The 12,177-nt window shown below is 61.4% G+C and carries 16 protein-coding genes; 8 read left to right on the forward strand and 8 right to left on the reverse strand.

The features are described from left to right. The first annotated feature begins 4 nt into the window (after nt 1-4). The gene (locus tag AC1DWA_RS10685) at nt 5-799 is read left to right on the forward strand and encodes a 2-phosphosulfolactate phosphatase (RefSeq protein ID WP_477846013.1); all 795 of its coding nucleotides are present in this window, start codon (nt 5-7) and stop codon (nt 797-799) included. On the opposite strand, the gene AC1DWA_RS10690 is transcribed toward AC1DWA_RS10685, so the two are convergent. The 4 genes from AC1DWA_RS10690 to AC1DWA_RS10705 form a co-directional block, all read right to left on the reverse strand. Next, the gene (locus tag AC1DWA_RS10690; RefSeq protein ID WP_080910301.1) at nt 754-1,545 is read right to left on the reverse strand and encodes an ABC transporter permease; all 792 of its coding nucleotides are present in this window, start codon (nt 1,543-1,545) and stop codon (nt 754-756) included. The genes AC1DWA_RS10685 and AC1DWA_RS10690 overlap by 46 nt on opposite strands. After that, a complete protein-coding gene (locus AC1DWA_RS10695; RefSeq protein WP_021333361.1) occupies nt 1,542-2,483 on the reverse strand; it encodes a daunorubicin resistance protein DrrA family ABC transporter ATP-binding protein in 942 nt (313 codons plus the stop codon). Before AC1DWA_RS10695 ends, AC1DWA_RS10690 begins: the two co-directional genes overlap by 4 nt. Before the next feature lie 14 nt (nt 2,484-2,497). Beyond that, nucleotides 2,498-3,373, reverse strand: a complete 876-nt coding sequence (locus AC1DWA_RS10700; protein ID WP_477846014.1) for a DUF4097 family beta strand repeat-containing protein — start codon at nt 3,371-3,373, stop codon at nt 2,498-2,500. Between the two features lie 65 nt (nt 3,374-3,438). Continuing rightward, on the reverse strand, nt 3,439-3,954 hold the full coding sequence (locus AC1DWA_RS10705; RefSeq protein WP_020971199.1) for a toxin-antitoxin system HicB family antitoxin: 516 nt from the start codon (nt 3,952-3,954) through the stop codon (nt 3,439-3,441). A 131-nt stretch (nt 3,955-4,085) separates the two neighbouring features. Here AC1DWA_RS10705 and AC1DWA_RS10710 point away from each other — a divergent pair, with 131 nt between their 5' ends. Beyond that, the gene (locus AC1DWA_RS10710) at nt 4,086-4,682 is read left to right on the forward strand and encodes a CHAP domain-containing protein (protein ID WP_021345932.1); all 597 of its coding nucleotides are present in this window, start codon (nt 4,086-4,088) and stop codon (nt 4,680-4,682) included. Here AC1DWA_RS10710 and AC1DWA_RS10715 read toward each other — a convergent pair. After that, entirely contained in the window at nt 4,673-5,437 is a 765-nt protein-coding gene (locus AC1DWA_RS10715; RefSeq protein WP_042953235.1) for an acyl-[acyl-carrier-protein] thioesterase, read from the reverse strand. The two genes, AC1DWA_RS10710 and AC1DWA_RS10715, sit on opposite strands and share 10 nt — an antisense overlap. A 128-nt stretch (nt 5,438-5,565) precedes the next feature. Here AC1DWA_RS10715 and AC1DWA_RS10720 point away from each other — a divergent pair, with 128 nt between their 5' ends. Both AC1DWA_RS10720 and AC1DWA_RS10725 read left to right on the forward strand, forming a co-directional pair. Then, nucleotides 5,566-5,910 carry an ArsR/SmtB family transcription factor gene (locus AC1DWA_RS10720; RefSeq protein WP_020971196.1) on the forward strand — a complete coding sequence of 115 codons (345 nt, stop codon included), beginning with the start codon at nt 5,566-5,568 and terminating at the stop codon, nt 5,908-5,910. Next, nucleotides 5,901-6,581, forward strand: coding sequence for a cation efflux transmembrane domain-containing protein (locus AC1DWA_RS10725; protein WP_477846015.1), 681 nt, complete (start codon nt 5,901-5,903; stop codon nt 6,579-6,581). The genes AC1DWA_RS10720 and AC1DWA_RS10725 overlap by 10 nt, the downstream gene beginning before the upstream one ends. A 54-nt stretch (nt 6,582-6,635) precedes the next feature. Here the strand turns inward: AC1DWA_RS10725 and AC1DWA_RS10730 are convergent, their stop codons facing one another. Continuing rightward, entirely contained in the window at nt 6,636-7,109 is a 474-nt protein-coding gene (locus tag AC1DWA_RS10730) for an SRPBCC family protein (protein ID WP_279163433.1), read from the reverse strand. A 145-nt stretch (nt 7,110-7,254) separates the two neighbouring features. Between AC1DWA_RS10730 and AC1DWA_RS10735 the strand changes: the two genes are divergently transcribed. Beyond that, a complete protein-coding gene (locus tag AC1DWA_RS10735; RefSeq protein WP_020909554.1) occupies nt 7,255-7,671 on the forward strand; it encodes a DUF7144 family membrane protein in 417 nt (138 codons plus the stop codon). 126 nt (nt 7,672-7,797) lie between these two features. On the opposite strand, the gene AC1DWA_RS10740 is transcribed toward AC1DWA_RS10735, so the two are convergent. After that, nucleotides 7,798-8,010, reverse strand: a complete 213-nt coding sequence (locus tag AC1DWA_RS10740; protein ID WP_078377385.1) for a hypothetical protein — start codon at nt 8,008-8,010, stop codon at nt 7,798-7,800. A 257-nt stretch (nt 8,011-8,267) separates the two neighbouring features. Between AC1DWA_RS10740 and AC1DWA_RS10745 the strand changes: the two genes are divergently transcribed. From AC1DWA_RS10745 to AC1DWA_RS10755, 3 genes are read left to right on the forward strand one after another with little or no spacing between them, the layout of a single operon-like run. Further along, entirely contained in the window at nt 8,268-8,927 is a 660-nt protein-coding gene (locus AC1DWA_RS10745) for a GAP family protein (protein ID WP_020971194.1), read from the forward strand. 15 nt (nt 8,928-8,942) lie between these two features. Beyond that, nucleotides 8,943-9,656: a GAP family protein gene (locus AC1DWA_RS10750; protein WP_019745851.1), complete on the forward strand. Its 714-nt coding sequence runs from the start codon at nt 8,943-8,945 to the stop codon at nt 9,654-9,656. Continuing rightward, the gene (locus AC1DWA_RS10755; protein WP_019745850.1) at nt 9,653-11,353 is read left to right on the forward strand and encodes a SulP family inorganic anion transporter; all 1,701 of its coding nucleotides are present in this window, start codon (nt 9,653-9,655) and stop codon (nt 11,351-11,353) included. The genes AC1DWA_RS10750 and AC1DWA_RS10755 overlap by 4 nt, the downstream gene beginning before the upstream one ends. On the opposite strand, the gene AC1DWA_RS10760 is transcribed toward AC1DWA_RS10755, so the two are convergent. Next, on the reverse strand, nt 11,345-12,166 hold the full coding sequence (locus tag AC1DWA_RS10760) for a hypothetical protein (protein WP_020909552.1): 822 nt from the start codon (nt 12,164-12,166) through the stop codon (nt 11,345-11,347). The two genes, AC1DWA_RS10755 and AC1DWA_RS10760, sit on opposite strands and share 9 nt — an antisense overlap. Nucleotides 12,167-12,177: the final 11 nt, after the last annotated feature.

The following is a 12,177-nucleotide window of genomic DNA, read 5'->3' on the forward strand; positions in this document are numbered from 1 at the left end:
TGCGATGAATCCGGAGCATCGCCAACTCGAGTACGGACTTCGATTCGACTGGGGCCTGCGCGGCGCCGAAGCAATTGCTGTCGGCGTCGATGTGGCAGTGGTGGTAGACGTTCTCTCGTTCACGACGACGCTGAGCGTCGCCGCCGACGCGGGAATCGACGTACTTCCCTATTCCTGGAACGACGAGAGTGCGGTCGATTACGCGCGTGATGCCGATGCGGTTCTTGCAGTACGACGAAGTGTGGCCAGGGAGGGACAGATCAGTCTGTCTCCCAAGACGATTCGCGAGGCCGAGGTGCCGAGTCGGCTGGTACTGCCGTCGCCGAACGGGTCGACCATCGCGTTTGCGTTGGCGTCCGAGGTTGCGGTGTGTGTCGGCGCTTCATGGAGGAACGCTTCCGCCGTCGCTGATTGGATTGTGCACGAACATGGTCCGGGATCGCGGGTTGCGATAGTCGCATCCGGGGAGAAGTGGCCCGGTGGAGAGTTGCGCCCGGCAGTGGAGGATCTGTGGGGCGCCGGCGGGGTTGTCACGGCGTTGACCGCGGCTGGTTGGGAAGGTTCCCTGTCGCCCGAGGCGCAGATGGCGGCGGATGCCTGGACAGCGGTGTCGGATTCGTACGAGGACCGCCTGCGGGACTGTGCCTCAGGACGCGAGTTGATCGTCATGGGGTTTCCACACGACGTCGCCATCGCCTCGGAACTCGACGACAGCGACACCGTACCTGTTCTCGAAGATCGTGTGTTTCGAGGTCAGCGCACCGGGCGTCGATTGAACAAACTCCGCGCCCAGAGGTAGGAGAGGAAGGTGATTGCGACGCACCATCCGATCGCGAGTATGGCGTTGTTCCCGATCGCTTCGCCGAGAAGAAGTCCTCGAAGAGTCTCGATGATCGGAGTGAACGGCTGATACTCGGCAAACCATCGCAACACGGTCGGCATCGAGTCGGTGGGGACAAATCCGCTTCCCAGGAAAGGTAAGAGGATCAACACCATTGGAAGATTACTGGCGGTCTCGACGCTCTTGCTGACGAGGCCGAAGGCAACGGACAACCAGATCATCGCGATGGAGACCAGGATGAGGAGAGCAAACGCGGCAACCCACTCCACGAAGCCTGCAGTAGGCCGGAAGCCGACGGCTATCGCCACGGCGATGACTACAACGAGGCTCACGACCGTCTGAAGGAGACTGCCGAGAACGTGACCGGTCAGGACGGACGTGCGCGTGATCGCCATCGTGCGGAATCGTGCAATGATCCCCGCGGTCATATCGGTTGCGACGGAGATGGCAGTACCTTGTGCCGCTGATGCCACAGTCATCAGAATAATCGCCGGTGCAACGTAATTGACATACTCGGCTCGGCCGCCACCGCCTGGGCCGAGGCCGTTCCCGAGCGTTCCGCCGAGCACGTAGACGAACAGCAGTAGGAAGACGACTGGCATCCCGACAAGCATCACCGTCATCGACGGATATCGAAGGATGTGTCGAATGCTGCGACGCAGCATGGTTTTCGAGTCCTGATAGGCAAGCGTCATGGTGGTCATCGCGCGTCGGTCCTTTCGGTGGCGGTCAAAGTCAGGAACACGTCGTCCAGGTCCGGTGTGTGCACGGAGAGTTCCTTGACGTCGATCGAGTGAGCGTCGAGTTGGTCGAGAAGAGAGCGCAGCGAGCGGACACCGCCGTCGCTGGGAACCTGCAGAACATACGCGGCATCGTCACGGGTAGACTCGTCGAAAACAGCAGCAGCAGAGTCGAGTTGGTCTCGATCGATGAAGTGAAGACGAATGTGGCCGCCGGGGATGCGTCGTTTGAGTTCCGCTGCCGTACCTTGGGCGACTATCCGTCCCTGATCGAGGACGGCGATGTGGTCGGCCAGTTGATCGGCTTCCTCGAGGTACTGCGTCGTGAGGAAGATGGTGACACCGCCCTTGACCAACTCCCGGATGATCTGCCACATGGTGCGTCGACTCCGGGGATCGAGGCCGGTGGTGGGCTCGTCCAGGAAGATGATCTCCGGTCGTCCGATCAACGTCATTGCCAGGTCGAGCCGTCGGCGCATTCCGCCCGAGTACGTCGACGCGAGTTTGTCCGCGGAGCCCTGCAGATCGAACTTCTCCAGGAGTTCGTCAGTGCGAGTGCGGCGTTCGTCCTTGCCGAGGTGGTGAAGATCGGCCATGAGGAGAAGGTTTTCCTCGCCGGACAGGTAGTCGTCTACCGCCGAGAATTGTCCGGTGACACCGATGCGCGACCGTACCGCGTCAGGATCGTCGGAAGGGTTGTACCCGGCGATGCGGATGTCGCCGCCGTCTGCGGGAACGAGGGTCGAGAGGATTTCCACGATGGTGGTCTTGCCGGCGCCGTTGGGGCCGAGCAGTGCAAAGACGGTTCCGCGGTCGACGGAGATGTCGATTCCGTCCAGTACCGTCTTGTCGTCGTAGGCCTTCTTCAGACCCGTCGCGGTGATGGCTGGTTTACGGGACATCAGCGTTCCTTTCGCTAGATCTTCTTGTTGGATTCTTCTCGGGGCTCCGAACGTCGAATGACGATGTCGCCGTAGCTGGTTTGCGCCCGGACGTCTACCCGGCGTTCGGTGGAAGCCGGACCGTGCGTGGCATTCATCTGGTTGTCGACACGGCCGAAGGACGTATGAGCGTCGAATCGTGCGGCGGTTCCGGATCGAACGCCGATATGGATTCGTCCGGCGGCCGTCTTGGCGGATACGACTCCACTCTCGATGGTCTCGAAACGGATGTCGCCGTTGGCGGTTGCGGCGCTCGCGTCGGATTCGGCGTGTTCGACGGCGACGCTTCCGTTGGCGGTCTTCGCCTTCAGCGCGCCGGTGATCGTGCCGATGTTGATGTCGCCGTTGGAATTCTTGACCTCCGCGTTGCCGTCGACGCGGCCGATGCGGATGCTTCCGGACCCGGTGCTCGTGTCGATGTCACCGGCCACATGCTCGACGATGATCGCTCCGGCGCCGGTGCTGAGGTTGAGCGGTCCGGTGGTGTCCAGTGTGCAATCTCCGGCCGAGACCTTCACGCGTGAGCGTCCGAGAGTGCCTTCGGCGCGAAGGCTGGCAACTGCTGCAGTGCCTTCGAGTTCCGAGCCGGAAGGAAGCTGAACGGCAATGTCGACAGATCCTGTCTTCCCGAAAATGCCGAGGCCACGTTGTTTCGGAGTCTTGATCTGTAGCCGGCCACCTGCGAATTCGACGCGCGTTTGTTCGGCGACTCGAACGTCTACCTCGCGAGACGAGTTGCTGGGCAACACTTCCACGACAGTGTCGTTGCGGCTGCTCGCAGCGATCCGGATGTGTCCGACTGCCACGTCGAAGTTCAAGGTGATGGGGTCAGGTGTGCTGAATGTAGGCATGGTGATACTCCCGATGAGGTTGTCTCGGTTGGTGATAGAGGGTCGTGCGAAAGGTGAAGCCGGTGTCAGTGCACCCAGCCGCTGAAGCTTTCGGAGCCTTGGGACGTGCGCTGTCTCGGAGTGCTTCTGCTCATGCCGCCTTCCAGTGCAGTTGCAGCCGCGCGAACCAGCCACGCGTTCACGGAGATCCCGGCTTCCTTGGCCGCCGCCTCGATCCGGTCTTTGAGGTCTTGCCCCAGCCTCAGGTTGATTCGAGTCATCGAGGCGTCGTCGGACTCCGTGACGGGGCGCGGAGCCGGAGTCGGTTCCTCTTCGGCGGGGGCCGGAGCCGGTTCGCTGATGGCTGGTGCCACCACGAATTCGGGTTCGCGTCCCCGTAGGCGCAGGTCCACCGAGCCCGGGGCGAGGTCACGCGTGATCTCGGCGACTGCCGCAGACAATGCGTCGAGAAGGGTGAGTCGCACTGCTGATTCCAGCGGTGCGGTCAAACGATCGGCGAGGGCCTTTGCGTCTTCTCCGCCTGCTTCGGCCGCCACCGCGAGTTCGTGGCGAAGGTTGTCTACGTACGGTGTCAAGTCCATGGCACCACAATGGCACCACTTTGGTGCCATAGCAATAGTTTGGTGGCACATTCGTGTGAGTTTGATGAGAAGTGCCAGGTCATCGGGGTGGTTGGCGCTTCGATTCTCGGCAGGCTGGCACACTCGTAAGGGTGAGTCCTGCCGAACCCAACCGTCGCCGCCGTATCTTGCTCTGGATTGCCGGGGTGCTCGGCGTCGTGATCGTGGTCGGGGCGGTTGTCGTCGCGGTCGCGCCTTCGCGGTATCTGCCCTGGGACACTGCCGAGTTCCCGACGGTCGACGCCAGTTCGGTGACTGCGGACCAGGCTCGAGTGCTCGAACTGCTGCAATCCGAGCACGAGCGGGACCGTCCGGGCACTTTCTATTCCGACGGTATCGACGAAGAATGGTGCGCCGATTTTGTCAGCTGGATCATGAGGGAAGCGGGTAGACCGTTGTCGAACCCGAACTCCGGAAGCTGGCGTATCCCGGGGGTGTACACCTTGCAGGAGTACTACCAGGGGATCGGCGCGTACGCCGAGAACGGCAGCGGGTACACCCCGAGCGTGGGTGATGTGGTGATCTACGACAGTTCGAGATGGGTAGGTCAGCACACCAACATCGTTGTGGCAGTGGACGGTGACTCGGCGATCACGGTCGGCGGCAACGAGTTCGGCAAGGTGCGGGTCCATGATCTTCACTGGCAATCCGACTCCGCCGTCGTGGGGTTCGGAAAACTTCACCCCTGATCGCTGTGGTTCGAGGTCAGGGCAAACCATCGAGCGGATGCACGTGCCTCGCCGCCGGCGTCGATGTGCAGCGTGTTCGTGCCGGTTCGCACGCTCACCTGCTCACCTCTCTTGACGGGCTGGGTGTACTCGAGGATCGCGCGAAAGGGTTCGCTTCGTAGTTTTTCGGGCAGTGCATCTTCCACGGGTTGCCAATAGATCGCGTTGTTCACGTGATCGAAAGGGTCGAAATCGCTCGAGCGCAACGGGAATGGAGAATCCGCCTGATTGTCGGTGTCGGGGTCGATCCACCGACGCCAGTGAAGATGCTCGTCCACGGCCGTCGATGCCAGGGCAGCGGTGAACTTTTCACTGATGGTTGCCGGCATTCCGGTTTTCGGGTCGATGTTGATCCAGAATGCCTCGGTCTCGATCAATCCACCGCTGTCGGACCTGATCCGAACCCGCATCGAACACCACTTGCTGGAGAGTCCGGAACACCAGCGCTGCAGATGAACTCGATCCGGCCAGATGACGGGTTCGAGTACGTCGATCACCGTCCTTCGCACCATCCACAGCGGGTGTGTATCCATGGCGCCGCGGTCGACGAGATTGTCGAAGCCCGCGTCTTGGAGGTAGCGCGCGATCGCGTCGAGGCGCAGTTGCTTGTCGGTGTGGATGTCGCCCGTACGCACCGGCCAGGAGGCCTGGAAGATGCTGCCGGTTGTCGGTAGTTCGGCCATCGCTACGTGATCGTCGACTTTTGTACGGTTCATCGGATGTGGACTCCCGGTGTTCGCTTATCCGGTCGGGTGGCTTCACGCTTGCGTTACCCGATGGAGAGATCTTGAACCATCTGAGTTCACTGTTTTCTGAATACAGATTTCGATGTACTATCGTACGTATGGATGTCGAGGGCGTAGATGTGGTGACCAACGTGGCGGTGCTTGCGAGGTTCGGGCATGCCTTGTCCGACGAGACTCGGACACGGATACTGCTCGAACTGAAAACCGCCCCTCGGTATCCGTCCGACCTCGCTGAAGCACTGGCTGTGACCAGGCAGAAGCTGTCCAATCATCTGGCTTGTCTGCGCGGTTGTGGCTTGGTAGTGGCCGTCCCGGAAGGGCGCCGGACCAGATACGAACTCGCCGACGCACATATCGGTCAGGCCCTCGACGACCTGCTCGGGGTCGTACTCGCGGTGGATCCGTCGTACTGCCCGGACAGTGAATCAGAAGGATGCTGCTGATGGTCGCGCCCGTTGACGGTGGCGGCCTCTCGACTGCCCGGCGTGCGCTCTTGTCGAGACGAATTCGCATCTTCGTGGCGATCACCATCAGCTACAACGTCGTCGAAGCGATCATCGCGCTGGCGGAGGGCACGCGGGTGTCGTCCGCAGCACTGTTCGGTTTCGGCCTCGATTCCGTGATCGAAGTGTCCTCGGCGGCAGCGGTTGCCTGGCAGTTCTCGGCCCCGGATCCGACGAGCCGTGAGAAGACGGCACTGCGAGTGATCGCATTCTCGTTCTTCGGGCTCGCTGCGTACGTCTCGTTCGACGCGATTCGGTCGCTGTTCGGTCTGGGTGAAGCGCAGCACACGAGCGTCGGAATAGTATTGGCTGCAGTGAGTTTGGCGATCATGCCGGCTCTGTCCTATGCGCAACGCCGAGCAGGTCGGGAGTTGGGTTCGCTTTCGGCGGTCGCGGATTCGAAGCAGACGCTGCTCTGCACCTACCTTTCTGCGGTCTTGCTGGTCGGTTTGTTGCTCAACTCGGTGCTCGGCTGGTCGTGGGCGGACCCGATTGCGGCACTGGTGATCGCCGTCATCGCCGTGAAGGAAGGCATCAACGCGTGGAAGGGTGATCCGTGCTGCCCGGTTGTGGCGGTGCCCGAGCGCGGTGACGAGTGCGACTGCTGCTGAGTGAGCACAGGTTCAGCTGAGTGAACACCGTCTGCAGCGCGTCGGAGAGGGTGCTCACTCGGTGAAAGGGGTGCCACCTTCTGCGCGGGTCTTGATGTGCGCGGCGCGTTGCTCGAGAAGACGGCGCAGATACGGGCCGACAGCCAACCTCAGTGCCAGGTGTCCGAGCACGCCGAAAGGGGCCGTAACCGTGAAGCGGTCATGCATCCGCGTCCACCCACCCGGCTGATCGTCGAAGACGTGCTCGTGTTGCATTGCGGCAAACGGGCCGCGGACCTGCTCGTCTGTGAACGAGTACGGACGGTTGTACTGCGTGATTCGGCTTGTCATCGAGAATCTCCACCCGAAATGCCGAGCAGTGAACGACACCTCGTCGCCCTCTCCCAGCGTCGATCTACCCGTACTCGTGACTGCCACCTCATCTGTTGCGTGGAGCGAGGCGGAGTGTTCGTCCATGTCGAGTTCGAGATCGAAGATCACTGCCGGTGGAGCGTAGATATCGGTGATCACGACCACGGTGTGTTGCACAGTGCCAGTCTGCCAATGTTGGTTTGCGATGCCGGCAAGCGGGTACGGGTCGGTGACCTGCGGTTCATCCGCGACGGGTGATGTTTTCGCTTCCCAGGCCCTCGAGACTGAGTATGGGAAGTGCATTCTGTCGAAAGGAACGCTGATGACTGCTCCACCGCGGGAACCCGCGAATCACCCTGTCCGGCAGGGTTTCGCGGTAGGTACGACGTTTGCAGCAGCAATTCTGCTGCTCACCGCAGGCATTGTCGCTCTGCTTCAGGGCATTGCGGCGGTCGCCGACAACAATCTGTTTGTCGTGGGTATCAACTACACGTACAAGTTCGACATCACGACGTGGGGCTGGATTCACATCATCTTGGGCATCATCGGAATCGTGGTGGCTCTCGGCCTCTTCACCGGTGCAGTGTGGGCCAGGGCGGCGGCGATAGTCATTGCGTCGCTCTCGATCATCGCCAACTTCTTGTGGATGCCGTACTACCCGCTGTGGTCGATCCTGGTCATCGCGCTCGACGTCGTTGTGATCTGGGCCGTCGCGACCTGGGACACAGACAGAGTCTAGGCGCCGAACAACTCGAGGGCAGTTGGTCCCGACCGAATCGACTCGGTCGGGACCATCGCTCGTGCGCGGGGGACGACCCGACGGATGGCCGGCTCGGATCAGTCGGTTCGGATCATTCTGTTCGGATCAGTCTGGGAGCCTTCGCAGTTCGGCAACGGTCAAGCCGAGGGAGTCGAGGCGAGCCATGATGCTTCGCATAGCAGTGTGATCCGCGACGGGCCCGTACAAACTGGTGAATCCGCCGGCGGCACTGGCAACGCTGAGTTCGGGAAACGCCGCTTTGACGCGGTCCGACACTTCGCCGTCGATGAGGAATTGATACCGAGTGGGAGCATTCATCAGTGTCCGCTCCATTTCGTAGGGCCATGAGGTTCGGTCAGTACCGCGTCGAGCCTCGAAATCACGTGTCGTCAGGGGCAATCGGCGTCGCCGCTCGATCCAGGACTCCGTATCCGTGAGATCCAGTCTTGCTCCCAGACGCTCCCGAGGCGTCATCCCCAACGGGTGAATGTCATCGCGGCTACGTTCATCCCTTTTGTGTGAGGCTGCGAAGGAACGTCAGCCCTAGTGTCGACCGGGAGAGAGAAGAGGTCGGCATGGGATCTGTCATCGGGGATCTTCTACCCTTAGCAGTCGGTGTTGCGGTATCGCCCATCCCGATCATCGCGGCAATCTTGATGTTGTTGTCCAAGCGAGCCGGTAGCACCAGCGTCGGCTTCGCCCTGGGCTGGATACTCGGAATAGTTGTCGCCACTGTGATCTTCGTGCTCCTGTCCAGCAAGCTCGGCGACTCCGAAGGTGATCCCTCTGCGACGGTGTCGTGGATCAAGCTGGCGTTGGGTGTGTTGCTGCTTGCGTTCGGAGTGAAGCAATGGCGTGGCCGCGGTGGCGAGCATGAAACCCCGAAGTGGATGCAAGCCATCGACGACATGACCGCTGCCAAGGGCATCGGCTTGGGCTTCGCGCTGGCAGCGATCAATCCGAAGAATCTGATGATGTGTATCGCGGCTGGAATCTCGATCGGCTCTGCGTCATTGGGCTCCGGCGAAGTAGTCGTCGCGGTCCTGGTTTTCACCGTCATCGCTGCCTCGACAGTGTGCGTGCCCGTGATCGGTTACCTCGTTGCGGCGGAGCGACTGCGCGGTCCGCTGGCCAAGCTGAAGGTGTGGTTGCAGGACAACAACGCCACTGTGATGAGTGTGTTGATCCTGGTTATCGGTGTTGTTCTCATCGGTAAGGGCATCGGCGGTCTCTGACAACGGGAGGTAGTTATGGGATCGCTGCTACTGCAACAGATCCCGCTGGCACTCGGTATCATCATGAGCCCGCTGGCGGTTGTCGCCGTTGTCGCCGTGCTCTTTTCCGAACGAGCGCGTCTCAACAGCATCGCGTATCTGATCGGGTGGTATCTCGGAATAGTTGTCGCCCTGGCCGGGTCGTACATCATCTTGACCGCACTCCAAGTTCATCAGAGAACACACCCACCCCTGTGGGTGCCCATCCTCCACCTCGTCCTCGGCGTGACGTTGCTCGCGGGTGCCTGGTTCGTCTACACGCGTAGTCGGCGCGGAGTACAGGCGATGGCGGCTGCAGTGGCTCCGGGAGATGTTGTCGCGGCGGCCCCTCAACTGCCGAAAATGCTCCAGTCGGTAGAACACTTCCAGCCGATGCGATCGGGTGTGCTCGGGTTCGCGCTGTTCGTTCTCAATCCCATCGACATGTCCTGTGCGATTGCCGCTGCCATGAACTTTCGCCTCAGCACCGTGGCGCCGACGTCGCAGATCGTCTCGGCCGTGATCTTTTCTCTGGTGTCCGTGACCTCGGTCGCCGTGCCGGTCGCCCTTCTCCTGATCAAGAAGGAGGAGGCCACCGAACCGCTGCAGAAGATCCGCACCTGGATAGCCACCAACACGCACTTGCTGAACGTCGGGCTCCTCGTCCTGATCGCGGCGATGCAGATCAGTAAAGGGGTGCAAGGGCTATGAGTGCTCCGCACACACGGACCTGGTGGGTCTTCGGATCACTGTCCGACTATCAGCGAGGCTGGCTTCGCCCAGACATCATCGCCGGCCTCACGGTGTGGGCTGTCCTTGTCCCGGAAGCGCTCGCGTACGCCACCATCGCCGGAGTTCCGCCGGTGGTCGGGCTCTATGCTGCAGTTCCGTCACTGATTCTGTATGCAGCAGCTGGTAGTTCGCGGCATCTGATCGTCGGACCGATGTCGGCCACTGCCGCGTTGTCCGCGGCGATGATCGCGCCACTGGCGTCGGGAGACGACACCAGATTTGTCGCGTTGTCGGTCGGGCTCGCGATCGTGACCGGACTCGTCGGATTGCTCGCAGGATTCATGCGCCTCGGATTCATCGCATCCTTCATCTCCGAGCCGGTTCTCAAGGGATTCATAGTCGGTTTGGCGCTCACGATCATCATCGGTCAAGTACCCAAACTCCTGGGCGTGGACAAGGGCGAGGGGAACTTCTTCGTCCAGGCGTGGACGGTGATCAAGGAACTTGGCGAGGTCGACGGTCCGACGGTGGTCATCGGATTACTCAGCTTGGCAATGGTTCTGGGAGTCAAGCGATGGCTCCCGCTCGTGCCAGGTTCGCTTCTGGTTGTGTTACTGGGGATTACCGCAGTGGCGCTGTTCGGACTCGACGACCGTGGCATCGACATCGTCGGACACATCGATTCGGGCTTGCCGACTATGGGCCTGCCGAGTGGAGTAGGAGCCGAGGACTACCTCGACCTCGTGGGGCCGGCCGTCGGTGTTCTACTCATCGGTTTCGCCGAAGGTCTCGGCGCTGCAAAGACATACGCGGCGAAGGCCGGATACACGATCGACGCCAACCGGGAACTGGTAGGACTGGGGGCCGCCAATCTCGGATCGGGCATCTGCTCGGGAATGGTGGTCAACGGCAGCCTCTCGAAGACGGCTGTCAACGGGGGAGCGGGTGCCAAATCACAGGTCAGCGGGTTGGTGGTCGCCGCATTGACGCTGCTGACACTGCTGTTCCTGACTGGGTTGTTCGAGAAACTACCGGAAGCGACGCTATCGGCGGTGGTGATCGCCGCAGTGATCGAACTAGTGGATTTCTCTTCTCTCGCAGCGCTGTACCGGGTCTGGACGAAGCGATTGGGCAGCATCTACGGGCACGCCGCTCGGGCCGATTTCGCCGCCGCTGTCGCGGCGATGTTCGGAGTTCTCCTGTTCGATACCTTGCCCGGTCTGATCATCGGGATCGTCGTCTCGATGCTGCTGCTCCTGTATCGAGTCTCCAAACCGCACGTGGCCGCTCTGGCCAAGGACGGCACGCGTTGGGTCGACACGAGCAGCCATCCTGATCTGAGGACACTCGACGGCGTCGTGGTGGTCAGGGTCGAATCCGGACTCTTCTTCGCGAATGCCGATCACGTGCGTGATCAGATCACCGGCATGGTGACCACCGGGACCACGACGGTCATCCTCGACGCCGAGACTTCACCGTTCATCGACGTCAGCGCGGCCCAGATGTTGGCTCAGCTTCGAGATTCGTTGGCTCGCAAGAATGTGAGCTTCCGGGTGGCCCGCGACATCGGTCAGTTCCGCGATGTCTTGTCCGGGGCCGACGAGGGTGCGCTGAAGGTCGACGTCTATCCGACCGTCTCGCAGGCACTCGAGGGCCGGGACAACACTTCAGCGTGACGTCCGCAGCCAGATTCCCAGTGGCCCCGCATCTTTTGCGACCGATCCGACGATCGACGACGCGACCACCACGATGGCAGAGAAGATGAACAGCCACCCGATCACGGTGAACATCACGCCGAGAAGGCCGAACTCGTCCTGAGACGTCTTGGTCATCCGCGGCAGGAAAAGAGTGCCGGCCACGTGCAGTCCGGTCAGACCCGTCGCGGTGAGCAAGCCGGACCCGACACACATACGAGTGGTCATGCGATTGGCGGTCAACAGCATGGGCACAGCAGTCCAGACCAGTGCCCACACTGCGTAGACCGCAACAAATTCCAGGAGACTGCCCACTCTCGGAACGGCATTCAGTTCGCGGCACAGCGCAGCACCGACCACTGACGCGGCGACGACGAACACGACCGCGATCCACCGCCATGCCTGGCGAAGTGTCGCTGTCGGCACACTCCAGATTCGTCCGTACATCCGGCCAAGGGCGCGAGCGTAGGACGTGGAACTGATCAACAGCATGAGCAAGCCGACAATGCCGAATGCGGCCGCAGTGGAGGTGTCGGTCATCACGGCGTCGGGAAGCTGCACCCCGAGGTCGTCTCTGGCGACATCGGCCAAGGGCTTCAGCTTTTCCAGGGTGGACGCTGCGATCATCACCGGCAGCAAGGACGTGAACGCCTGGGCTGCCAAAGTCATGGCGCTGTCGACGAGTCCGACTTCGAAGACGTCGATCGTCGCGTCGGTAGCCAACCGTCGGCTTGGTGTGCGTCTCGCCCAGACGGTCATTCGATCGCGCGTATCGGAGTACAGCTTCGGGGGCATGGAAGCAGTCT

The sequence above is a fragment of the Rhodococcus sp. P4_F3_2 genome (assembly GCF_056401335.1).